Consider the following 21,854-nt stretch of genomic DNA (forward strand, 5'->3'; position numbering starts at 1 on the left):
GCTGACCATCAACTCCGACTGGTCAGCCGGCCGCCTGCACCCGTCGCGGCGCAGGCCTCTCTCCGCCGTACGCCGGCGACGGGCGAACTCACGCAGGGCGCCCGCGCCGGCGTCGTACGGCGCCTCTCCCGCACGCACCCCGCAAAGGAACACCCATGTCCCGACCCATCCGCCCGTGGCGCCTCGTCGCCGTGGCCGCACTCTTCCCCCTGCTCGCACTGACGGGGGCCTGCGACGAAGCCGCCGCCGGCCCGCACCTCGGGCTCGACGAGCCGCTGCCGACCAGCGCGCCGAAGGAGACCAAGCTGGTCGTCGGAGACCCGACCACGGAGGTCGCCTTCGAGCTGTCCGGGCAGAAGGACAAGTTCAGCTTCGACATCGAGTTCGCCCAGATCAGTGGCGGGCCGCAGACCACGGAGGCCTTCCGGGCCAAGGCGCTCGACGTTGGCGCGGTGGCCGACATCCCGCCGATCCACGCCCACTGGACCGGCCTCGACGTGAAGATCGTGGCCGCGAAGTACCGCCAGGATCCCATCGAGCACCCGATCTACGAGCTCGGCATCAAGCCCGGCGCCGACGTGAAGACGTTGGAGGACCTGCGCGGCAAGAAGATCGCCTACAGCCCGGGCCAGGCCCAGGGCGCGCTCATCCTGCGGGTCCTGGAGAAGGCCGGTCTCGAGCAGGACGACGTGGAGCTCGTCGAGCTGCCCAGCACCGGCGACGTCTACGCGACCGCGCTGGCCGCCGGCGAGGTCGACGTGGCACCCCTCGGCAGCACCCAGATCAAGCGCTACCTGGCCAACTACGGCAAGGACGGCGCGACCACGATCCGCCATGGCCTGCGCGACGATCCCAGCCACCTCTACGTCCTGAAGAGTTCGCTCGAGGACGAGTACAAGGCCGCCGCGATCCGCGAGTACGTGCAGCGGTGGGCGATTGCGCAGAAGTGGATCGACGAGCACCCCAAGGAATGGCTCGAGGGCTACTACGAGAAGGACCAGGGCCTGTCGAAGGAGGACGGCGAGTACCTCATCAAGGCGACCGGCCACCCGGAGATCCCGACGGACTGGAGCCAGCACATCACGGACCACCAGGCCACCGTCGACCTCCTGGCCCGCGAGACCGACCAGAAGGAGTTCGACGCCGCCGTGCTCTGGGACCGGCGCTTCGAGAAGCTCGGCGGCACCGCCTACGAGACGGGCAAGATCTCGTGACCGCGGTGATCACCCCGCCCGAGGTGGCGCCTCCCGAGGGCAAGCCGGTCGAGCTCACCGTCGACCAGCGGCCACTCGCCCGCAAGCTGGGCCCCGGCGCTCCGATCAGGCTCTCGGGCCTGATCGGCCCGCTGCTCCTCCTGGGCGCGTGGTTCCTGGCCTCGTGGTCCGGCGTCCTCGACCCGCGCATCCTCTCCGAGCCGTGGACGGTCTGGTCGACGGCTCGCGAGCTGATCGCCGACGGCCGGCTCCAGGACAACCTCAAGGTCTCGGCCGAGCGGGCGGCGTACGGCCTGGCCCTCGGGGTGGTCGTCGGACTGCTGCTCGCCCTCGTGAGCGGGCTCAGCCGGTTCGGCGAGGCGGTCATCGACGGGCCCGTGCAGATCAAGCGAGCCATTCCGTCGCTGGCCCTGATCCCCTTGCTGGTCCTGTGGTTCGGCATCGGCGAGAACATGAAGATCTACACGATCGCCCTCGGCGCCTTCGTGCCGATCTATCTCCAGACCCACTCTGCGTTGCGCAAGATCGACCTGCGGTACGTCGAGCTGGCCCAGACCGTGGACCTGTCGCGGACCGACTTCCTGCGACGTGTGGTCCTGCCCGGTGCGCTGCCCGGCTTCCTGCTCGGCCTTCGCTTCGCGGTCACCGGCGCCTGGATCTCCCTGGTCGTCGTCGAACAGATCAACGCCACCAGCGGCATCGGCTACATGATGGAGCTCGCCCGCACCTACGGACAGACCGAGATCATCGTCGTCGGTCTCGTCGTCTACGGACTGCTGGGCCTGCTCTCCGACGGCGCCGTCCGCCTGATCGAGAGGAGGGCCCTGCGATGGCAGCGCACTCTGGGCTGAGGCCCACCACCACCGCACCCGTGGTCGTCGAGAGCCTGGTCCGCGGCTTCGGTCCGAAGGGAGTGCTCAACGGCGTCGACCTGACCATCGAGGAGGGCGAGTTCGTCGCGCTCCTCGGCCCCAGCGGCTGCGGCAAGAGCACGTTGCTGCGAGCCCTGGCCGGCCTCGACCGCGCGGTCTCCGGCAGCGGCCGGATCGTCGTGCCGGCGGAGCGGGCCGTGGTCTTCCAGGACTCCCGTCTGCTGCCGTGGGCCCGGGTGCTCGACAACATCACCCTCGGCCAACGCGGCAAGGCGGCCCGTGACGTCGGTCGTACGGCGCTCCGCGAGGTCGGCCTCGAGGGACGGGACGGGGCCTGGCCGCACGAGCTCTCCGGAGGCGAGCAGCAACGCGCGGCACTGGCCAGGTCCCTGGTGCGCGACCCCAAGCTGTTGCTCGCCGACGAGCCGTTCGGCGCCCTCGATGCCCTTACCAGGTTGAAGATGCACGAGCTGCTGCGCAAGCTGCACCGCGCCCACCAGCCCTCCGTGCTGCTGGTCACCCACGACGTCGACGAGGCGATCAAGCTCGCCGACCGGGTCGTCGTCCTCGACCACGGACGCATCGCCGTCGAGCAGGTCATCGACCTCGACGGAGACCGGGACCCGTCCGACCCGCGGTTCGCCGCGATCCGCAAGGAACTGCTCGCCACCCTCGGGGTCGGCGAGACCACCGCGTCCGACCTGAGAAGGGAATCGGCATGACTCGCCAGACCAGAAGACAGCTCCACCTCAACGCCTTCCTGATGAGCACCGGCCACCACGAGGCGTCATGGCGGCTGCCGGAGAGCGACCCGACGTCCAACACCGACATCGCGCACTTCCAGCGGCTGGCGCAGATCGCCGAACGCGGCAAGCTCGACTCGATCTTCTTCGCTGACTCACCGGTGCTCTGGGGCCAGGTCGGACGACGGCCGAGCGGCACCCTCGAGCCGACCGTCCTGCTGACCGCCATCGCTGCGGCCACCGAGCGGATCGGCCTGATCGCCACCGCCTCCACGACGTACAACGACCCCTTCAACCTGGCCCGTCGCTTCGCCTCGGTCGACCACGCCAGTGGTGGCCGGGCCGGGTGGAACGTGGTGACCACCGCGGGGCCGGAGGCGGCGAAGAACTTCGGTCTCGACGACCAGCCGGTGCACAGCGAGCGCTACGAGCGGGCCGCGGAGTTCCTCGACGTCGCCCGCAAGCTGTGGGACAGCTGGGACGACGACGCCGCCGTCCTCGACAAGGCCGCCGGTGTCTGGGGCGACCAGGCGAAGGTGCGCCCGATCGACCACGAGGGGCGGTTCTTCAAGGTGCGCGGGCCGCTGAACACCCCGCGTTCCCCACAGGGCCACCCGCTGATCGTGCAGGCCGGGTCGTCGGAGGACGGCAAGGAGCTGGCCGCGAAGTATGCCGAGGCGGTCTTCACCGCGCAGCAGTCCCTTTCGGAGGCGCAGGCGTTCTACGCCGACCTCAAGCAGCGCACCATCGCCGCCGGCCGAGACCCCGACACGATCAAGATCCTGCCCGGCATCGTGCCGGTGATCGGGTCCACCGAGGCCGAGGCGCTGGCCCAGGAGTTGCAGCTCGATGAGCTGATCGTGCCGGAGTACGCCGTCGCGCAGCTGGCCCGCACCCTCCGCGTCTCACCGGAGCAACTGCAGCTCGACAGGCCGTTGCCCGCCGACCTCCCCGGCGAGGACGAGATCGAGGGCGCGAAGAGCCGCTACACGCTGATCGTCACCCTGGCCCGCAGTGAGAACCTCACCGTGCGGCAGCTGATCGGGCGACTCGGCGGAGGCCGCGGACACCGCACCTTCACCGGCACTCCCGAGCAGGTCGCCGACGCGATCCAGGGCTGGTTCGACGCCGGCGCCGCCGACGGCTTCAACATCATGCCGGCCGTCCTGCCCTCCGGGCTGGAGGCCTTCGTCGACCACGTCGTGCCGATCCTGGTCGAGCGTGGCCTGTTCCGCAGTGAGTACGCCGGCACCACCCTGCGCGACCACTACGGGCTGTCCCGACCGGACAGCCTCTACACCGCTGAGACAGCACTCGAGAGGAACCTCGCATGACCGACTACCGACCGCTGGGCCGCACCGGCCTCAAGGTCAGTCCGCTGACGTTGGGCACGATGATGTTCGGCGGCCACGGCAATCCCGACCACGACGACTCGATCGCGATCATCCACCGGGCCCTTGACTCGGGCATCAATCTCGTCGACACCGCCGACGTCTACTCCCAGGGCGAGTCCGAGGAGATCGTCGGCAAGGCGCTGAAGGGTCGCCGCGACAACGTCGTCCTCGCCACCAAGTTCCACGGCCGGCTGGGGGAGGACGTCAACGAGTTCGGCAACTCGCGCCGTTGGATCATCCGTGAGGTGGAGAACAGCCTGCGCCGGCTGCAGACGGACTGGATCGACCTCTACCAGGTGCACCGCCCTGAGCCCGACACCGACATCGACGAGACGCTCGGGGCGCTGAGCGACCTCGTGCACCAGGGCAAGATCCGCTACGTCGGTACGTCGACCTTCCAGCCGTCCCAGATCGTCGAGGCGCAGCACGTCGCACACGCCCGGGGCAGGGAACGTCCGGTGACCGAGCAGCCGCCGTACTCCCTGCTGGTGCGACACGTCGAGCGCGAGGTGCTGCCGGTCGCCGAGCAGTACGGCCTGGGCGTGCTGCCGTGGAGCCCGCTGGCCGGTGGCTGGTTGTCTGGCCGCTACAACCGCGACGCGATCACCGCACCCACCTCGACGCGCGCCGGTCGCCAGCCGGCCCGCCACGACCCGACGCGGGCAGACAACGCCTGCAAGCTCGAGGCGGTGCTCGACCTGACCGACCTGGCCGAGGAGAACGGACTGACGTTGATCCACCTGGCACTCGCCTTCGTGCTGCAGCACCCGGCGGTCACGTCGGCGATCATCGGACCGCGCACCCACGAGCACCTCGAGGCCGCGCTCGGCGCCGACAAGATCACGCTGACCGATGACATCCTCGACCGGATCGACGAGATCGTCCCGCCGGGTACGACGTACAACGTGGCCGACGAGGGTTGGCAGCACCCGGCGATCACCGATGCCTCCTTGCGGCGCCGGCCGGAAGGGCGGGGAGCCCGATGAGCCGCATCCTCACCGTCAGCGGCTCACCCAAGGTGGTCTCGCGGTCGGCCCGGCTGCTCTCGCACGTCGCGGCTGCCGTCGAGGAGGACGGCCACGAGCTTCGTGACCTGCGCGTCCTCGACCTGCCGGCGGATGCCCTGCTGGCCGGCAACACCGAGGACCCGGAGATCGCCGAGTCGATCGCGCAGCTGGCCTGGGCGGACGGCGTGGTGATCGCGACGCCGGTCTACAAGGCGGCCTACACGGGTCTGCTCAAGGCCTGGCTGGACCTGCTCCCGCAGTTCGCACTGGCCGGCAAGGTGGTGCTGCCGCTGGCCACCGGTGGCTCGCTGGCGCACGCCCTGGCGCTCGACTATGCGCTGCGGCCGGTGCTCCAGTCGATGGGTGCCCGCCACGTCGTCCAAGGGTTCCTGGTGGTCGACTCGTTCATCGAGGCCGACCGCGACGGCGTGACCACGATCAGCGGCGAGGCACTCCCCGGCCTCACCGCGGTGATAGACGGGTTCGGCCACGCGCTGTCGGTCGCGCCGGTGGAAGTTCTCGTCTGACCGACCGGCGCTGTCACGGGCCTCCTCCTCCGCCTGTCCGTGACGGCGCCGGGTCAGGCGTGGTCGTCGGTCTTGAAACGATCGACGTCGGTGACCGATGTCGGCCAACTGCTTGTGGTCGACATCCACCAGTGCCTACTGTGCCGGTGAATTGAAACGAATCATTTCGTAGACATTCCACCAGCAGAAGAAGGGTCAGTGGTCAGCCATCATGAGGACACCCGACACGAGGCCGGCATCAGCGTCCAGGTGGCTCCTCGCCGCCGCACTGGCGCTGACGGTGGTGACGCCCCTGACTGCCACCGCCCTGGAACCGCAGCGAACGTCCGCGGCGGTGTCGCAGCCGTATGGTGGACAACCAGCGGGTGCCTCGGTAGCCGCCGGGGACCGTTCGTTCGAGCAGCAACTCGAGGGCAAGTACGTCGACCCTGACCGGGTGTTCAGCACTGACGTGCGCTGGTGGTTGGGCGACGCCTCGGCCACCGACGAGACCCTGCTCGAAGAGATCCAGGCCCTCTATGACGCGGGGTTCAGGGGTGTCGAACTGTGCATGCAGGACGACACTGTCGCGCCGAACGACGTGTATGCGTACGGCACCGAGATGTGGACCCACAAGTGGAACTTGATGATGAACAAGGTCCTCGACCTGGGCATGGGTGTCTACCTCACGTCCGGCACGAACTGGTCAACCTCGAACGTGCCCGGGATGGACCCGGCCAGCCAGTCGGCCATGCAGAACCTGACCCTCGGAACCGGCACGGTCGCCCCCGGCCAGAAGTTGACGGCGCTACCGGCGCCGGGGCAGAACGCGCGAAAGGCCGGTGCCACGTTCGTCAGTGCCTACGCATACAAGGTCGTGAACGGAAACAGTGTCGACCCGGACAGCTTCATCGACCTGTTGCCCGAGCTCACCCAGGGCGCCGATGTGTGGACGCAGAATCTCGACTGGACCGCTCCCCCCGACGGCACCTACCGGGTCTTCGGCCTGTGGACCCAGGGGACCTACCAGTCCTCCAGCCCGTCCGCGGAGCCCAGTTATGCCACCAACTACTTCGACGAGCGAGGGGTGGATGCCCTGCGGAAGTTCTGGGAAGAGCACTATCTCGCCGACCCCGCACTGCGGCGCAAGATCCTGGACGGCGACGTGCAGCTGTTCATGGACTCGCTCGAGATGAGCACGGGCGACGGGTTCACCTGGTGGGCCGAGGACATGGCCGCGCAGTTCAAGGAACGGAAGGGTTACGACATCACGCCCTACCTGTTCCTCATCAACGGTGTGGGCAATGTCTGGAGCAACCCCTACCACCGGGTCGCGACCGCTGGAACCTACAAGCTGGACGGCGACGAAGACCGCCGCCAGCGGATCATCAACGACTGGCAGGACGTCATGACCCAGCTCTACCGCGAGCGGATGCTGCAGCCCATGAAGGAGTGGCTGAACTCGGTGGGCATCGAGACCCGAGCGCAGATCTCGTACGGCCAGCCGATCGAGATGTCAGAGCCGGCGATGGATGTGGACTATCCCGAGGCTGAGAACCGGAACCAGTACAACCAGGTCGACATGTTCCGCTATTGGACGGGCGGCGCCAAGTTGGAGAACAAGGTGCTCTCGTCGGAGACCACTGCCCTGCAGTTCGCGTGGAACGGCACGCATCAGGTGCGTCTCGAGGATGCCTACTCGCAGTTCGCCGCTGGCATGCAGCGGACCATCTGGCACATCTGGACTTCCGGTTTCGGGTACGGCAACTACCAGTGGCCGGGCTACGTGACTCGTGGCGACTTCACCCTGGTGTCGACACGGGCGCCATCGTCGGCGAACTACGACGAGCTCAATGCGCACCTTGGGCGCGTCCAGCAGCTCATGCAGACGGGCAAGTCTCGCGCCGACGTCGGTTTCGTGACGCAGAAGTTCGTTCACGGCTTGGCATTTGGTGGAGGCACCGGGAGCAACAACCAGGCGATGAACTGGCAGCGTGCGCACCAAGGCATCCACTATCGCTCGACGGAACTGCAGGACAACGGCTACACCTATGACTACTTCAGCCCGAGGTTCCTGTTCGACGACGACGTCCACTTCGATCAGCGGACCAAGACCATCGAGAAGGCCGGCTACAAGGCCGTCGTGCTCTATCAGGACTGGCTCGACATGGACGGGGCCAGGCGGCTGCTCAACTGGGCCAAGAGGGGTCTCAAGGTCGTCGTCCTTGATGACGCCGCATCGCGGACGCCGTTCAACGATGGCTTGGACCGCGCCCTGAAAAAGGTCATGGACGAGATGTTGGAGCTGCCGACGGTCAGGCAGGCGACGGTCGACGACGACATCGACTACTTCAGCACCACTCCCGGCGGCTACAGCGACAACGTCCTCGAGAAGTTGCAGGAGCTCGGTGTCTCGCCGTACGCGGGATATTCGGAGCCCAATGAGCAGCTGCTCAGCCAGACGCGCGAGGACAAGGAGGGCAACCGGTATCTGTATGTCTACAACTACGACGACGGTTCCTACCGGGACAAGAGTCTGCGTCCCGAGGTGCGGAACTCTCCCAACCCCGGCACCAACATCAAGACCGACATCGAGATGCAGGGCACGTTCGTTCCCTACACGATCGACGCGTGGACGGGCGAGGCCACCGAGTTGGCCGGGTATCGCTGGCAGGACGGCAAGACCGTCGTTCCGGTCGACCTCGACTACAACAACATCGCCCTGATGGCCTTCGAGAAGGTCAGCAAGGAGAAGCTCCACATCGTCTCCACTGACGCGGACTCGTCGTACGCCGTTGCGAAGGGCGTGACTGTGCGGGCAACGAAGAGCGGCGAGGTCACCACGGAGCTCAGCAACGGCAAGACCTATCGCGACACCGTGATCGTCCCGGATTCCTACGACATCACCGACTGGGACCTCACCGTGAACTCGTGGAGACCGAGCCCCACCGTCGGCGACCTGGTCCGCACCGAGACCGTCGACGGCGTGACGACGACCAACCGGAAGACCTCGACGGTCACCACCCCGATCAATGTGGAGTTGGACACCTTGAAGACCTGGAACGACATTCCCGAGGTGGGCAAGGCGGTCTCAGGAACCGGCCACTACGAGGCCACCTTCGACTGGGACGCGGATGCGGCCAGCGGTGCCTACCTCGACTTCGGTGACTCGCTCGAGGAGAGCATGGACGTCTGGATCAACGGTCGCAAGGTCGGCGGACGTGTCAGCACCAACCCCACGAAGGTGAAGCGAGACGTCGGCGGAGTCGGCAAGTCGACCATCGACGACGGCACCGGACGGCAGGTCCCGTTGGTGGGCGAGAACCAGTTCACTGGCGGTGTGAACTGGATGGACCCCGTCGCGGACATCAGTGAATATCTGGTCGATGGCGACAACGAGATCGTCATCGACTACAACTCGGCCCTCGCCAACGTGCAGCTCGACCGAGGAGTCGGGCCCAGGGAAACCCGCAACGCGGAGGGGTGGTGGGGCTACAACATCGAATACCTCAAGTTCGGTCCGAGCCAGGCGAAGATCGTCCCGTTCGCTGACCGGCGGTATCCCTAGGGTGTGACGGCGCCGGTCAGGCGTAGTCGTAGTCGTCGAGCGGGAACGTCTCCTGCTCGCGGTGGTTCTGCCAGGTCGTGGTCGGCCGGGCCAGAGTCGCCTCGCCCTGCTCGTTGAAGTAGTAGCTGCGCGAGGTGGCGCAGTCGCCCAGCGTCCAGACGGAGTCGTCGATGCGACGCTGCATCCTGTCGGTGAACGCGTCGGCGGCGGACTCGGTCACCTCGAAGCGGGTCGCCTGACGACGTCGCAGCTCGCCGAAGAGCCGGTCGACGTGCTTCATCTGGGCCTCGATCGTGGTGAAGAACGACAGGCCCGCATAGGAGTACGGCGCCGCGAGGTGCAGGTAGTTGGGGAACTTCGCCACCGTGATGCCCTGGTAGGACGCGAACCTGGTGTTGCGCCAGTGCTTGCCGAGGTTCACCCCGTCACGCCCGATCACCTCGAACGCCGGGAAGTTCGTCTGCCAGAGGCTGAAGCCGGTGGCCAGCACCAGCACGTCGATCTCGGTGCGGGTGCCGTCCTCGGTGATGATCGAGTCGCCGTCGACGCGGGCGATGCCGCCGGTCTCCAGGTGCACGTGCGGCTTGTTGAACGTCGGGTAGTAGGAGTTGGAGAACGTCGGCCGCTTGCACCCGAAGTCGTAGTCGGGTGTCAGCCTGCGGCGCAGCTCGGGGTCGCTGATGCTGCGGGCCAGGTGTCGCCGCCCGATCCGCTCGGCCGCCTTCACCGCAGGCCTGAGGCGGCGGAAGTTGACCACCCCGGCGAGCAGCGCCTCGAGCACGGTGGAGTTCCACAGCCGCGCCGCCCGCTGGGTCAGGGGAACCGCACCGAAGGCGCGCCTGGCCAGGCCGGGCATCGCGAAGTCGAGCTTGGGTGTCACCCAGATCGCGGTGCGCTGGTAGACGGTCAGCTCGGCGGCCCGCTCGGCCACCTCGGGAATCAGCTGCACGCCGGTCGCGCCGGTGCCGATCAGCCCGGCCCGCTTGCCGGTGAAGTCGTAGTCGTGGTCCCACTCGGTGCTGTGGATGACCTTGCCAGTGAACGTCTCGATGCCCTCGATGTCGGGCACCTTCGGCTGGGACAGGAAGCCCGTCGCCACGATGAGGTACGTCGAACGCTCGGTGCTGCCGTCGGCCAGCTGAACGTGCCACTCACCCGAGTCGTCGTCCCAGCGCGCGCTCTCGACGCCGGTGTCGAAGCGCATGTGCCGGCGTACGTCGTACTTCTCGGCGACGTGCTCGCAGTACTTCTTCAGCTCCGCACCGGGTGCGTACCACCGCGACCAGTGCGGGTTGGGCTCGAAGGAGAACGAGTAGGTCACCGAGGGGATGTCGACGGCCAGGCCGGGGTAGTGGTTGACGTGCCAGGTGCCGCCCAGGTCGTCGTTGCGCTCGAGGATCTCGAAGTCCTCGATGCCCAGGCGCTTGAGCTGGATGGCGATGCCGATGCCACCCAGGCCGGCGCCGACGACGATCGCTTCACGGGTGCGGGTCATGGTCAGAACCCTGCCAGCAGGTCGTCGATGTGGCTACGAAAGCGCGGGCACTGGGCGATGTCGTGGGCCTGGCAGCGCAGCGCGTGCTCGGTCATGGCGCGCGAGATCTGCATCTCCTCGATGGTCCGGTCGATGTCGGCGATGTGCCCTTCGAGCACCTTGTGCCGGTCGGGTGTCTCGCTGTCGAGGAGGGTCGAGATCTGCTCGAGGCTCATGCCGGCGGACTTGCTGCGCTGGATCACCGCGATGCGTACGACGTCCTCCCGGCCGTAGCGACGCCGGTCCGCCGAATCGCGTTCGGGGGTGAGCAGGCCGACCGTCTCCCAGTGCCGGAGCACGTTGGTCGGGAGGTCGAACCGTTCGGCGACCTGGCCGACGGACCAGGGTCCGTTCGAGTGAGGGCTTGACTTCATGTTGACATGAAGTCACAGGCTTGGTGCATCGTCAAGAGAAAGGCACCCACACCATGTATGACGTGATCGTTGTCGGCGGCGGACCCGCCGGCCTGCAGGCCGCCCTGACCCTGGGCCGCATGCACAAGTCCGTGCTGCTCCTCGACTCCGGCTCCTACCGCAACGGCCGGGTTTCTCACATGCACAACTTCGTCACCAACGACGGCACGCCGCCCGAGAAGTTCCGCGAGCAGGCGCGCGCCGAGCTGTCGGCGTACGACACCGTGGAGGTGCGCGACGAGACGGTCGACGCGGTCGCCCGTGACGGCGCGCGGTTCGTCGTGACCACGGGTGGCGGCGTGCTCGAGAGCCGGCTGGTCATCCTCGCCACCGGCGTCCGCGACGAGCTGCCGGCCACCCCCGGCCTCGACGACATCTGGGGCGAGCTGGCCTACGGCTGCCCGTTCTGTCACGGCCACGAGCTGAGCGGCCGCGCGATCGGCGTGCTCGCCGGGCCGCCCGCCGTGCTCCACCTGGTCGGGCTGCTCGCCCCGATCGGGTCGTCGGTGACCGTCTTCACCGAGGGTGCCGACCTGTCGGCCGATGACGCCGCACTGCTCGACAGCCTCGGCGCGACCGTGCACGCGGAACCCGTGCTCGGCGTGACCCGCACCGACGACGAGGTGCGCGTCGAGCTCGACGGCGCCGACGACCTCACCGTCGCCGGACTGTTCGTCGGCACCGGCAGGCTCGTGCAGTCGGCCCCGTTCGCCGAGCAGCTCGGCCTCGACCTGCAGGACAGCGGCTGCATCACGGTCGACGACTTCGGGCGTACGTCACTCCCGGGTGTCCACGCGGCCGGCGACCTGGCCCATCGGTCGTCGTTCCCGATGCCGATGGCCTCCGTGCTGGCCGCCGCCGCAGCAGGTCAGCTGGCCGCCGTCGCCTGCGTGCAGCAGCTGCTGGCCCACTGACGGGAGTCGAGTGCTCAGGTGGCTGCCCGGGGAACCACTTCAGCACTCGAGCCCGTTGGGACGATATGTGTGTACGCCGGTCCGCAGCGGGTACGACGAGATGCACCGAACCCCTTCTCGAGGAGCTCCCATGCGCGTTCGTTCCTTCGTCGGCGCCGCTGTCGCCGCCGCACTCGTCGTACCGCTTCAGCTGGGAGCGGCCCCGGCCACCCCGGCCGAGGTCACACAGGCCGCCGCACCCGTCCAGCAGGCTCGTGCCGCTGCGACCAGCGTGCGGGTGATCACCTACAACATCCGGTTCGGCGAGTTCGGCCTGGCCAACCTGGCCTCCGACATCCGCAAGACCGGCGCGAGCATCGCGGTCCTGCAGGAGGTCGACAACCGCACTGCGAGCGGCGGCGTGCACCAGGCCAAGAACCTGGCCCGACGCCTGGGCTGGCACGTGGCGTACGACGCCAACAGCCGCAAGTCCTTCGGGTGGAGGGGCAACGCGGTCATCTCGAAGTACCCGATCGTGGCGACCAACCGCTTCACCCTGCCGCAGCCCGAGGGCACCGAGAGGCGCGGACTGATGATCGCGCGGGTCAAGGTCGGCACCAAGAAGCTCAACGTCTGGGTGACGCACCTGCAGCCCGGTCGTGGTCGGCTGATGCAGGCCCGGGCGGTGCGGGACCGCATCGGCACGCCGCGGTGCGCGACGGTGCTCGGCGGCGACTTCAACGCCGGCCCGGAGCAGCAGGAGCACGACGTCCTCGACACGCACCTGGTCGATCTCTGGAAGGCAGTCGGCACCGGCGACGGCGACACCAACAAGCGCGGCACCGCGCGCATCGACTTCCTCTACACGCGACGGGTCACCAAGGTCAGCTCGTGGGTGGCGCCGCTGCGGCACTCCGACCACCGTGCGGTGATCGGCAACGTCAGGGTCGCCAGCGCGAACTCCTGTTGATCCGGGTTGAGTGCTGAGGTGGCTGCCCGGGCAACCACCTCAGCACTCAACCTCAGCGTGAGGCGGTGAGCGCGTCGCGCACGGGCACGAACTTGGCCTGCGACTCGGCCAGCTCGGCCTCGGGGTCGGAGTCGCCGACGATGCCGCACCCGGCGAAGAGGCGCACCGTCGGCCCCGCGACGTGGGCCGACCGCAGCGCGATGCCCCACTCGCCGTCGCCGGTCGCGTCGATCCAGCCGACCGGCCCGGCGTAGCGGGCGCGGTCCATGCCCTCGATCTCGGCGATCAGGTCCGTGGCCACGTCGGTCGGCGTACCGCCCACGGCGGCGGAGGGGTGCAACGCCTCCGCCAGGTCGAGCGACGAGACGCTCTCGGCGTCGTGCACCACGCCGGCAACGTCGGTGGCCAGGTGCATGACGTTGGGCAGGTGCAGCACGAACGGCGCCTCGGGCACGTTCATCGACGAGCAGTGCGGCTCCAGTGCCTCGGCGACCGAGCGGACGGCGTACTCGTGCTCCTCGAGGTCCTTCGAGGAGCGGGCCAGGGTGGCGGCCAGCGCGAGGTCGCGCTCGTCGTCGCCGGTCCGCCGGATGGTGCCGGCCAGCACCCTCGAGGTGACCAGGCCGCGCTCGCGGCGGACGAGCATCTCGGGGGTGGCGCCGAAGAGGCCGTCGACATGGAAGGTCCAGCACATCGGGTAGGTCTCGGAGAGCTGGCGCAGCGGCCAGCGCACGTCGACGTCGACGTCGGAGGTGGCGATCAGGTCACGCGCCAGCACGACCTTCTCGAGGTCCCCGCGGTTGATGCGCGAGACGGCGTCGGCCACCACGGACATCCACTCGTCGCCGTTGCGGGCACCGTCGGCGAAGCTGACCACGGGTGCCCGGGCGGGTTCGGCAGGCGCCAGGTCGGGGATCTCGCAGTCGACCGTGGTCACCCAGGCCAGGTCGCCGCGGCGACCGACCACGACGCGGGGGAGCACCAGCACCGAGTCGCCGGGATCGTCGGCGAAGCCGAAGCTGCCGAAGCTGACCGGTCCGGTGCCCGGCTCGTTGACCTCGTCGCGGATGTCGGCGCGGGCCACCATCTCGGACCACCACTTGGCGGCGTCGGAGAAGCGGGTCGGCCCGGAGGTGCGCACCTCGGCGGCGACTCCCCAGCCGACGAGGCCCTCGCGGCGCCGGATCCAGCTCACCGGCGACTCGGGCGGGACGACGTCGAGCAGGGCCCCGACCGCGTCCTTCTCGAGGAGTGAAGTGCGTACGACGATGCGCTCGGCCGCGGTCGAAGTGGTGGTCACGAGGCGTCAGCCTACGCCGAACCTCGCGACCACCACTCCTTGACAGTGCCTACCCGGTCCCGGGGTCAGGACCAGTAGACGATGACCTTGTCGCCGACGTTGACCTGGTCGTAGAGCCACGCGAGGCCGTTGTAGTCACGGACGTTGACGCATCCGTGGCTGGCTCCGCCGTAGCCGTTGGCCGCGAAGTCGGAGGAGTAGTGCACCGCCTGGCCACCGGAGAAGAACATCGAGAAGGGCATCGCCGAGCCGAACTCGTTCGACACGTGGTCGATGTCCTTCCAACCGACGTTGAAGGCGCCTTCGCGGGTGGGTGTGTCGTTGAGCGTGGACCCGAACCGGACCTCGAGGGTCTTGAGCACCTTGCCGTCCACGACCCAACGCAGCGTCTTGCTGGTCTTGTCGATGCACATCACTCGCCCGGTGGCGCAGCGCGGGTCCAGCGCGGCGCTGGTGGCGGTGCCGGGGTCGGGGGCGACGTTGTGCTTCGCGTCGTGGGTCGGCGTGCTGGTCATCGCGTGCAGCCGGTCCATGGTGCGCTGGTCGACCTCGCCGGTCACGGGGATCTCGCGCTTCTCCTGGAAGCCCTTCACCGCCGAGACCGTGTTGGCGTCGTAGGTGCCGGTGACCAGGCCGGCGTACCACTGGATCGCCTTGAGGCGGGCCTGAAGGTCGCGGACGTCGTCGCCGGTCGCGCCGCTGGCCAGGATCGCCGGGCCGGGCTTGAGGATGTTGAACAACTGGTCGTGCGTGGGGGGCTTGGTCATCTTGACCAGCTTGTTCCACGTCTTCTGGTCGACCACGCCGGTCGCCTTGAGGCCGCGCTTGGCCTGCCAGCCGGCGACCGCGTCCTTCGTGGTCTTGTCGTAGACCCCGGTGGTCTTCTCCGGGAGCCACTGCATCTGGAAGAGGCGGTGCTGCAGCTCGCGCACCTGCTCGCCCTTGTCGCCGGGGGAGAGCACGTCGGCCGGCGGCTCGGGGGTCTCCGTCTCGGAGGGCTCCTCGGACGGCTCCTCGGAAGGTTCGTCGACCGGTGCCTCGCTTCCGTCGTCGGTGGAGGCTCCCTCGCGGCCGGTCTGCGACTTCGCGCTCGAGGTGGTGTCGTCGTTGTTCAGGTGGCGCACGGCCATGCCGGCGCCGTACGCGGTTGCCGACATGAGCACCAGGGTCAGTGCGGTGAGCAAGATGATGCGCAGGGCCCTCATGCTGTCCTCCAAGGTCCGAGAAGTTTCCAGTGTCACAAGGGTTGACGCATTCACTCGGCATTTGGTTGCCGAAACTTCTCCGGTCATCTGTTCGGCGTCACCACCTCGTGACCTCGGAAGCGGCTCTGGACCCGGGGCCGCATAGGGTTTGTCGCGTGACCCGAGCCGAACTCGACAAGGACCCGCACGACGTACGCCGCATGTTCGATGCGGTGGCGCGGCGCTACGACCTCACCAACGACGTGCTGTCCATGGGGCAGGACCGTCGCTGGCGCAAGGACGTCATCCGTGCGGTCGACCCGCAGCCGGGCGAGCTCGTGCTCGACCTCGCCGCCGGCACGGGTACGTCGAGCCAGCCGTTCGCCGACCTCGGGGCCACGGTCGTGCCGTGCGACTTCTCGATCGGGATGCTCCAGGTGGGCAAGAAGGCCAAGCCGCACCTGCCGTTCACGGCGGGTGACGGCACGAAGCTGCCGTTCGCCGACAACACCTTCGACGCGGTGACGATCTCGTTCGGGCTGCGCAACATCGTCGACCCGAAGGCGGGGCTGCGTGAGCTGCGCCGGGTCACCAGGCCGGGCGGACGCCTCGTGGTCTGCGAGTTCAGCCACCCCACGAACAAGCCGTTCCGCACGGTCTACATGGAGTACCTGATGAAGGCGCTCCCGGCGATCGCCCGCACGGTCTCCTCCGCGCCCGACGCCTACGTCTACCTCGCCGAGTCGATCCGGGCCTGGCCCGACCAGCAGGGCCTGGCCCGCTGGATCGCCGAGGCCGGCTGGGGCGGCTGCGAGATCCGCAACCTCAGCGGTGGCATCGTGGCACTGCACCGCGCCACTGCCTGATCCACGGTTCGCGCATCAACGATCCACGGTTCGCGCATCAACGATCCACGGTTCGCGGAAATAGGGCATGGAAATGTGACGTAATTCCGCAGGTCAGGTGGGGTTTCGGAGCAACTCACCCCCGGGTTTCGCTGGCGGGACGGGAGTCCTAGACTGTGGCGCACGCCACCATGTGAAGTGTTTCACAATCTCACATGCGTCGGCTTCCGACAGCGCTACAGCACGTGAGGGAGACATCCGATGACCGCCGCCGCGATGACGCCCGGAGCGGATCGCCAGGCACAGGTGATCGTGGTCGGCGCGGGTCCGGCCGGCGCCGCGACGGCGTACCACCTGGCCGCGGCCGGCATCGACGTCCTGGTGCTGGAGAAGTCGTCCTTCCCGCGCGACAAGATCTGCGGTGACGGCCTGACCCCGCGCGCGGTCAAGCAGCTGCTGGCGATGGGCTTCGACCTCGACGAGCCCGGCTGGCAGAAGAACAAGGGTCTGCGCATCATCGGCGCCGGCCACCGCGTCGAGCTGCCGTGGCCCGACCTCACGACGTACCCGCCGTTCGGCATGGCCCGCGCCCGCATGGACCTCGACGAGCTGCTGGCCCGGCACGCGCAGAAGGCCGGCGCCCGGCTGCGTGAGAGCACGTCGGTCACCGGCCCGGTCTTCGACGAACGCACCGGCCAGGTGGTCGGCGTGACCGCGAGGTCGGTCGACGAGCGCGGCCGCAAGTACGGCGACGAGCTCGAGTTCCGCGCCCCGATCGTGATCGCCTGTGACGGCGTCAGCGCCCGCATGGCCACCGCCCTGGGCATCGAGCGCCGCGAGAACCGGCCGATGGCCGTGGCCTGCCGCGCCTACTACGAGACGCCGATGCACGACGACCACTACATGGAGTCGTGGCTCGAGCTGTGGGACGGCAAGCCCAACCAGAGCAACAAGCTGCCGGGCTACGGCTGGATCTTCCCGCTCGGCGACGGTACGGCGAACGTCGGACTCGGCATCCTCAACACCAGTGCGGCCTTCCAGAACATGGACTACAAGGAGTCGATGCGCCGCTGGCTCGCGCACACTCCCGAAGAGCTCGGTTTCAGGGACGAGAACCTCACCGCGCCGATCAGGTCCGCGGCCCTGCCGATGGGCTTCAACCGCAAGCCGCACTACCGCCGCGGCATGCTGCTGGTCGGCGACTCCGGCGGCATGGTCAACCCGTTCAACGGCGAGGGCATCGACTACGCCCTCGAGGCCGGCAAGATGGCTGCCGAGATCGTCGTGCAGGCCCTCGGACGGCTGCCCGGAGCGAACCGCGAGCGGGTGCTCGAGAGCTACCCGGCCGCCCTCGACGCGGCGTACGGCGGCTACTTCACGCTCGGTCGTGCGTTCGCCCACCTCGTCGGCAACCCGACCTTCATGAAGCAGGCCACGAAGTACGGCCTGCCGAGGCCCGGCCTGATGCGCTTCACCCTGAAGCTGATGGCGAACCTCACCGACCCGCGTGACGGCGACGCGATGGACCGCATCATCAACGCCCTGAGCAAGGTGGCGCCGAATGCTTGAGATCAACGAGCGCGAAGGAGCGCACTGATGGAGCTCTACACCCCGGTGCTCGTGTTGGGAGCCCTGGCCGCCGGCTTCGCGATCTTCTCGATCGTGGTCAGCTCGCTGACCGGCCCGGCCCGCTACAACCGCGCCAAGCTCGACTCCTACGAGTGCGGCATCGAGCCGACTCCGCAGCCCGTCGGCGGTGGCCGGTTCCCGGTGAAGTACTACATCACCGCGATGCTCTTCATCGTCTTCGACATCGAGATCATCTTCCTCTACCCGTGGGCGGTGCACTTCGACGCGATGGCCTTCTTCGGGCTCGCCGAGATGGTCATCTTCATCGCCACTGTCTTCATCGCCTACGCCTACGTATGGCGCAGGGGTGGTCTCGAGTGGGATTGACCGCCGTCATGCGCGCACGACGCTCACAGCTTGAGGGAGAGATCTGACATGGGCATTGAAGAGAAGCTTCCGAGCGGGGTCCTGCTCACCACCGTCGAGGGCGTCGCGGGCTACATGCGCAAGGCGTCGTTCTGGCCGGCCACGTTCGGCCTGGCCTGCTGCGCCATCGAGATGATGACCAGCGGCGGCCCGAAGTACGACCTCGCCCGTTTCGGCATGGAGGTCTTCCGGGCCAGCCCGCGCCAGGCCGACCTGATGATCGTGGCCGGCCGGGTCAGCCAGAAGATGGCCCCGGTGCTGCGCCAGATCTACGACCAGATGGCCGAGCCCAAGTGGGTGCTCGCGATGGGCGTCTGCGCGTCGAGCGGCGGCATGTTCAACAACTACGCCATCGTGCAGGGCGTCGACCACGTCGTCCCGGTCGACATGTACCTCCCCGGCTGCCCGCCGAGGCCCGAGATGCTGATCGACGCGATCCTCAAGCTCCACGACCAGGTGCAGAACACCAAGCTCGGCGCCAACCGTGCCGCGCAGATCGTCGACCTCGAGACCGAGGCGCTCAACGCGCTGCCGACCTCCGAGATGAGGGGCCAGCTTCGATGACCGACGAGAAGAAACCCGACCAGCCAGCGGTCGAGCAGTCGCCGGAGAACCTTCCGGCACCGACCGGTCCGACTGGATCCGGCCAGGTCGAGACGGTCGGCGTACGCACCGGCATGTTCGGCGTCCAGGGCACCGGCGACACCTCCGGCTACGGCGGCCTGGTCAGCCCGGTCGCCTTCCCTGCCGCGGCCCAGCGCCCGTTCGGCGGCTGGTTCGACGTGGTCGCCGACGGCCTCGACGGGCTGATCGAGAAGGTCGTGATCCATCGCGGTGAGATCACCTTCCACGTGCATCGTGACAACCTCACCGCGGTGGCGAAGAAGCTGCGCGACGACCCGGCACTGCGCTTCGAGCTGCTCTCCGGCGTGAGCGGGGTGCACTACCCCGACGACCACGGCCGCGAGCTGCACGCGGTCTACCACCTGCTGTCGATGACCTGGAACCGCCGCGTGCGGGTCGAGGTCTCGGTGCCCGATGCCGACCCGCACCTGCCGAGCCTGATCGCGACGTACCCCACGGCCGACTGGCACGAACGCGAGACGTGGGACTTCTTCGGCATCATCTTCGACGGCCACCCGGCCCTGACCCGCATCCAGATGCCCGACGACTGGCCGGGCCACCCGCAGCGCAAGGACTACCCCTTGGGCGGCATTCCCGTGGAGTACAAGGGCGCGACCATCCCGCCCCCCGACCAGCGGAGGTCGTACAACTGATGACGACGGAACAAGACCTTTACGCCGGCGCGTCCGACACCACCGAGGGCCGGGTCTTCACGGTCACCGGCCAGGACTGGGACTCGCTGGTCGAGAGCATCGGCTCCGACGCGGGCGCCGACGAGCGCATCGTGGTCAACATGGGCCCGCAGCACCCCTCGACGCACGGCGTGCTGCGGCTGATCCTCGAGCTCGAGGGCGAGACAGTCACCGAGGCACGGTGCGGCATCGGCTACCTGCACACCGGCATCGAGAAGAACATGGAGTTCCGCTCCTGGGTGCAGGGCGTCACGTTCTGCACCCGCATGGACTACCTCGCGCCGTTCCACAACGAGCTGACCTACTGCCTGGGCGTCGAACGACTCCTCGACATCGAGGACCAGATCCCCGAGAAGGCCAACGTCATGCGGGTCCTGCTCTCCGAGCTGAACCGCATCTCCTCCCACCTGGTCGCGATCGCCACGGGTGGCATGGAGATCGGCGCCCTGACCGTGATGACGATCGGGTTCCGCGAGCGTGAGCTCGTGCTCGACCTCTTCGAGCTGATCACCGGCCTGCGCATGAACCACGCGTTCTTCCGTCCCGGCGGCGTCGCCCAGGACCTGCCCCCGGGTGCGCTCGACGAGATCCGCGACTTCGTCGCCCTGATGAAGAAGCGCCTCCCCGAGTACGCCGACCTGTGCAACGCGAACCCGATCTTCAAGGCCCGCCTGGAGAATGTCGGTCACCTCGACCTGGCCGGCTGTCTGGCTCTCGGCATCACCGGGCCCGTGCTGCGCTCCACCGGCTACGCCTGGGACCTCCGCAAGACCCAGCCCTACTCCGGCTACGACGAGTACGACTTCGACGTGCAGACCTGGGACACCTGCGACTCCTACGGCCGGTTCCGCATCCGGCTCAACGAGATGTGGGAGTCGCTCAAGATCATCGAGCAGGCCGCCGAGCGCCTGGCCGGCCTCGAGGGCGCGCCGGTCATGGTCGCCGACAAGAAGATCGCCTGGCCCAGCCAGCTCGCGATCGGCAGCGACGGCATGGGCAACAGCCTCGACCACATCCGGCACATCATGGGTGAGTCGATGGAGGCCCTGATCCACCACTTCAAGCTGGTCACCGAGGGCTTCCGGGTGCCGCCCGGCCAGGCCTACGTGCCGGTCGAGTCGCCGCGCGGCGAGCTCGGCGCCCACGTCGTCTCCGACGGCGGGACCAAGCCGTTCCGGGCGCACTTCCGCGACCCGTCGTTCACGAACCTGCAGGCAACCAGCGTGATGAGTGAGGGCGGCATGGTCGCCGACGTCATCGTCGCCATCGCCAGCATCGACCCGGTGATGGGAGGCGTTGACCGATGACGACGACTGGACCCAGCCGGTTCTCCGAGAACGACCAACAGCTGACGGACGCGACGTACGACGAGCTGCGTGAGATCGCCGCGCGCTACCCGCAGGGCCGCTCCGGACTGCTGCCGATGCTGCACCTGGTGCAGTCCGTCGAGGGCAAGGTGACCCCCGAGGGCATCCAGGCCTGCGCAGAGATCCTCGACATCAGCCCGGCCGAGGTGTCGGGTGTCGCGACGTTCTACACGATGTACAAGCGTCGCCCGGTCGGCGACTACCACGTCGGTGTCTGCACCAACACGCTCTGCGCGGTGATGGGCGGCGACCTGATCTTCGAGCGGCTCAAGGAGCACCTCGAGGTCGGCAACGACGAGACGACCCCCGACGGCAAGGTCTCGCTGGAGCACATCGAGTGCAACGCGGCCTGCGACTTCGCGCCAGTGATGATGGTCAACTGGGAGTTCATGGACAACCAGACGCCGGAGTCCGCCGTACGACTGGTCGACGACCTGCGGGCCGGCAACGAGGTCCACTCCACCCGCGGTCCGCGTCTGTGCACGTGGCGTGAGGCCGAGCGGGTGCTGGCCGGATTCCCCGACGACCGCGCCGACGAGGGCCCCTCGGCGGGTCCGGCGTCGCTGGCCGGTGTCCAGATCGCCCGCACGATGGGCTGGACCGCGCCGTCGGTCGAGGCCTCCACGTCGCGTGCCGAGTCCGAGACCTCGGTCGCGACCGAGACGAGCGAGGAACGAGCGAGCGACCGAGCGGCCTCGTCAGACCAGGCCGAGGAGGGCAAGTCGTGACCGAC

General features: G+C 68.2%; 20 protein-coding genes. 16 read left to right on the top strand and 4 right to left on the bottom strand.

The annotated features are described in order from the left end of the window. Window positions 1–155 precede the first annotated feature (155 nt). From ASD66_RS18275 to ASD66_RS18305, 7 genes are all read left to right on the top strand, one after another. Window positions 156–1,214 carry an ABC transporter substrate-binding protein gene (locus ASD66_RS18275; RefSeq protein ID WP_056891834.1) on the top strand — a complete coding sequence of 353 codons (1,059 nt, stop codon included), beginning with the start codon at window positions 156–158 and terminating at the stop codon, window positions 1,212–1,214. Continuing rightward, window positions 1,211–2,065, top strand: a complete 855-nt coding sequence (locus ASD66_RS18280; protein WP_082599605.1) for an ABC transporter permease — start codon at window positions 1,211–1,213, stop codon at window positions 2,063–2,065. The genes ASD66_RS18275 and ASD66_RS18280 overlap by 4 nt, the downstream gene beginning before the upstream one ends. Next, window positions 2,044–2,808 carry an ABC transporter ATP-binding protein gene (locus ASD66_RS18285; protein WP_056891835.1) on the top strand — a complete coding sequence of 255 codons (765 nt, stop codon included), beginning with the start codon at window positions 2,044–2,046 and terminating at the stop codon, window positions 2,806–2,808. The genes ASD66_RS18280 and ASD66_RS18285 overlap by 22 nt, the downstream gene beginning before the upstream one ends. Then, window positions 2,805–4,163: an LLM class flavin-dependent oxidoreductase gene (locus tag ASD66_RS18290; RefSeq protein ID WP_056891836.1), complete on the top strand. Its 1,359-nt coding sequence runs from the start codon at window positions 2,805–2,807 to the stop codon at window positions 4,161–4,163. Before ASD66_RS18285 ends, ASD66_RS18290 begins: the two co-directional genes overlap by 4 nt. After that, the gene (locus tag ASD66_RS18295; RefSeq protein WP_056891837.1) at window positions 4,160–5,209 is read left to right on the top strand and encodes an aldo/keto reductase; all 1,050 of its coding nucleotides are present in this window, start codon (window positions 4,160–4,162) and stop codon (window positions 5,207–5,209) included. Before ASD66_RS18290 ends, ASD66_RS18295 begins: the two co-directional genes overlap by 4 nt. Next, entirely contained in the window at window positions 5,206–5,757 is a 552-nt protein-coding gene (gene ssuE / locus ASD66_RS18300) for an NADPH-dependent FMN reductase (protein ID WP_056682663.1), read from the top strand. The genes ASD66_RS18295 and ssuE overlap by 4 nt, the downstream gene beginning before the upstream one ends. A 436-nt stretch (window positions 5,758–6,193) precedes the next feature. Further along, a complete protein-coding gene (locus tag ASD66_RS18305) occupies window positions 6,194–9,304 on the top strand; it encodes a glycosyl hydrolase (RefSeq protein ID WP_200950125.1) in 3,111 nt (1,036 codons plus the stop codon). A 16-nt stretch (window positions 9,305–9,320) separates the two neighbouring features. On the opposite strand, the gene ASD66_RS18310 is transcribed toward ASD66_RS18305, so the two are convergent. Continuing rightward, window positions 9,321–10,799 (bottom strand): flavin-containing monooxygenase, encoded by a 1,479-nt coding sequence (locus ASD66_RS18310; protein ID WP_056682657.1) that lies wholly within the window; start codon window positions 10,797–10,799, stop codon window positions 9,321–9,323. A gap of 2 nt (window positions 10,800–10,801) precedes the next feature. Further along, entirely contained in the window at window positions 10,802–11,212 is a 411-nt protein-coding gene (locus ASD66_RS18315; RefSeq protein ID WP_056682654.1) for a MerR family transcriptional regulator, read from the bottom strand. 53 nt (window positions 11,213–11,265) lie between these two features. Here ASD66_RS18315 and ASD66_RS18320 point away from each other — a divergent pair, with 53 nt between their 5' ends. After that, the gene (locus ASD66_RS18320) at window positions 11,266–12,165 is read left to right on the top strand and encodes an NAD(P)/FAD-dependent oxidoreductase (RefSeq protein WP_056891839.1); all 900 of its coding nucleotides are present in this window, start codon (window positions 11,266–11,268) and stop codon (window positions 12,163–12,165) included. 130 nt (window positions 12,166–12,295) lie between these two features. Further along, a complete protein-coding gene (locus tag ASD66_RS18325; protein WP_056891840.1) occupies window positions 12,296–13,114 on the top strand; it encodes an endonuclease/exonuclease/phosphatase family protein in 819 nt (272 codons plus the stop codon). A gap of 52 nt (window positions 13,115–13,166) precedes the next feature. On the opposite strand, the gene ASD66_RS18330 is transcribed toward ASD66_RS18325, so the two are convergent. Both ASD66_RS18330 and ASD66_RS18335 read right to left on the bottom strand, forming a co-directional pair. Beyond that, a complete protein-coding gene (locus ASD66_RS18330) occupies window positions 13,167–14,414 on the bottom strand; it encodes an isochorismate synthase MenF (protein WP_056682644.1) in 1,248 nt (415 codons plus the stop codon). 65 nt (window positions 14,415–14,479) lie between these two features. Continuing rightward, window positions 14,480–15,619: a L,D-transpeptidase family protein gene (locus ASD66_RS18335; protein WP_235530158.1), complete on the bottom strand. Its 1,140-nt coding sequence runs from the start codon at window positions 15,617–15,619 to the stop codon at window positions 14,480–14,482. Between the two features lie 155 nt (window positions 15,620–15,774). On the opposite strand from ASD66_RS18335, the gene ASD66_RS18340 reads away from it, so the two are divergent. The 7 genes from ASD66_RS18340 (at window position 15,775) to nuoE (ending at window position 21,849) form a co-directional block, all read left to right on the top strand. Next, window positions 15,775–16,464: a demethylmenaquinone methyltransferase gene (locus ASD66_RS18340; protein WP_056682642.1), complete on the top strand. Its 690-nt coding sequence runs from the start codon at window positions 15,775–15,777 to the stop codon at window positions 16,462–16,464. 240 nt (window positions 16,465–16,704) lie between these two features. Further along, window positions 16,705–18,012, top strand: a complete 1,308-nt coding sequence (locus tag ASD66_RS18345) for a geranylgeranyl reductase family protein (protein ID WP_056891841.1) — start codon at window positions 16,705–16,707, stop codon at window positions 18,010–18,012. A 27-nt stretch (window positions 18,013–18,039) separates the two neighbouring features. Beyond that, window positions 18,040–18,399 carry an NADH-quinone oxidoreductase subunit A gene (locus ASD66_RS18350; protein ID WP_056682635.1) on the top strand — a complete coding sequence of 120 codons (360 nt, stop codon included), beginning with the start codon at window positions 18,040–18,042 and terminating at the stop codon, window positions 18,397–18,399. Between the two features lie 48 nt (window positions 18,400–18,447). Next, window positions 18,448–19,002, top strand: a complete 555-nt coding sequence (locus ASD66_RS18355; protein WP_056682632.1) for a NuoB/complex I 20 kDa subunit family protein — start codon at window positions 18,448–18,450, stop codon at window positions 19,000–19,002. Then, a complete protein-coding gene (locus ASD66_RS18360; protein WP_056682630.1) occupies window positions 18,999–19,715 on the top strand; it encodes an NADH-quinone oxidoreductase subunit C in 717 nt (238 codons plus the stop codon). Before ASD66_RS18355 ends, ASD66_RS18360 begins: the two co-directional genes overlap by 4 nt. Then, on the top strand, window positions 19,715–21,061 hold the full coding sequence (locus tag ASD66_RS18365) for an NADH-quinone oxidoreductase subunit D (RefSeq protein ID WP_056682628.1): 1,347 nt from the start codon (window positions 19,715–19,717) through the stop codon (window positions 21,059–21,061). Before ASD66_RS18360 ends, ASD66_RS18365 begins: the two co-directional genes overlap by 1 nt. Next, window positions 21,058–21,849 (top strand): NADH-quinone oxidoreductase subunit NuoE, encoded by a 792-nt coding sequence (gene nuoE, locus ASD66_RS18370; RefSeq protein ID WP_056682627.1) that lies wholly within the window; start codon window positions 21,058–21,060, stop codon window positions 21,847–21,849. The genes ASD66_RS18365 and nuoE overlap by 4 nt, the downstream gene beginning before the upstream one ends. The last annotated feature ends 5 nt before the right edge of the window (window positions 21,850–21,854 follow it).

This window comes from Nocardioides sp. Root151, from assembly GCF_001427925.1.
Taxonomy (GTDB): Bacteria; Actinomycetota; Actinomycetes; order Propionibacteriales; family Nocardioidaceae; genus Nocardioides.

Excerpts from the sequence above, each read along its gene's own strand:
- ASD66_RS18275 (WP_056891834.1), top strand. The coding sequence starts at position 156 with ATGTCCCGACCCATCCGCCCGTGGCGCCTCGTCGCCGTGGCCGCACTC.
- ASD66_RS18285 (WP_056891835.1), top strand. The coding sequence starts at position 2,044 with ATGGCAGCGCACTCTGGGCTGAGGCCCACCACCACCGCACCCGTGGTC.
- ASD66_RS18290 (WP_056891836.1), top strand. The coding sequence starts at position 2,805 with ATGACTCGCCAGACCAGAAGACAGCTCCACCTCAACGCCTTCCTGATG.
- ASD66_RS18295 (WP_056891837.1), top strand. The coding sequence starts at position 4,160 with ATGACCGACTACCGACCGCTGGGCCGCACCGGCCTCAAGGTCAGTCCG.
- ssuE (WP_056682663.1), top strand. The coding sequence starts at position 5,206 with ATGAGCCGCATCCTCACCGTCAGCGGCTCACCCAAGGTGGTCTCGCGG.
- ASD66_RS18310 (WP_056682657.1), bottom strand. The coding sequence starts at position 10,799 with ATGACCCGCACCCGTGAAGCGATCGTCGTCGGCGCCGGCCTGGGTGGC.
- ASD66_RS18315 (WP_056682654.1), bottom strand. The coding sequence starts at position 11,212 with ATGAAGTCAAGCCCTCACTCGAACGGACCCTGGTCCGTCGGCCAGGTC.
- ASD66_RS18320 (WP_056891839.1), top strand. The coding sequence starts at position 11,266 with ATGTATGACGTGATCGTTGTCGGCGGCGGACCCGCCGGCCTGCAGGCC.
- ASD66_RS18325 (WP_056891840.1), top strand. The coding sequence starts at position 12,296 with ATGCGCGTTCGTTCCTTCGTCGGCGCCGCTGTCGCCGCCGCACTCGTC.
- ASD66_RS18335 (WP_235530158.1), bottom strand. The coding sequence starts at position 15,619 with ATGAGGGCCCTGCGCATCATCTTGCTCACCGCACTGACCCTGGTGCTC.
- ASD66_RS18345 (WP_056891841.1), top strand. The coding sequence starts at position 16,705 with ATGACCGCCGCCGCGATGACGCCCGGAGCGGATCGCCAGGCACAGGTG.
- ASD66_RS18350 (WP_056682635.1), top strand. The coding sequence starts at position 18,040 with ATGGAGCTCTACACCCCGGTGCTCGTGTTGGGAGCCCTGGCCGCCGGC.
- ASD66_RS18355 (WP_056682632.1), top strand. The coding sequence starts at position 18,448 with ATGGGCATTGAAGAGAAGCTTCCGAGCGGGGTCCTGCTCACCACCGTC.
- ASD66_RS18360 (WP_056682630.1), top strand. The coding sequence starts at position 18,999 with ATGACCGACGAGAAGAAACCCGACCAGCCAGCGGTCGAGCAGTCGCCG.
- ASD66_RS18365 (WP_056682628.1), top strand. The coding sequence starts at position 19,715 with ATGACGACGGAACAAGACCTTTACGCCGGCGCGTCCGACACCACCGAG.
- nuoE (WP_056682627.1), top strand. The coding sequence starts at position 21,058 with ATGACGACGACTGGACCCAGCCGGTTCTCCGAGAACGACCAACAGCTG.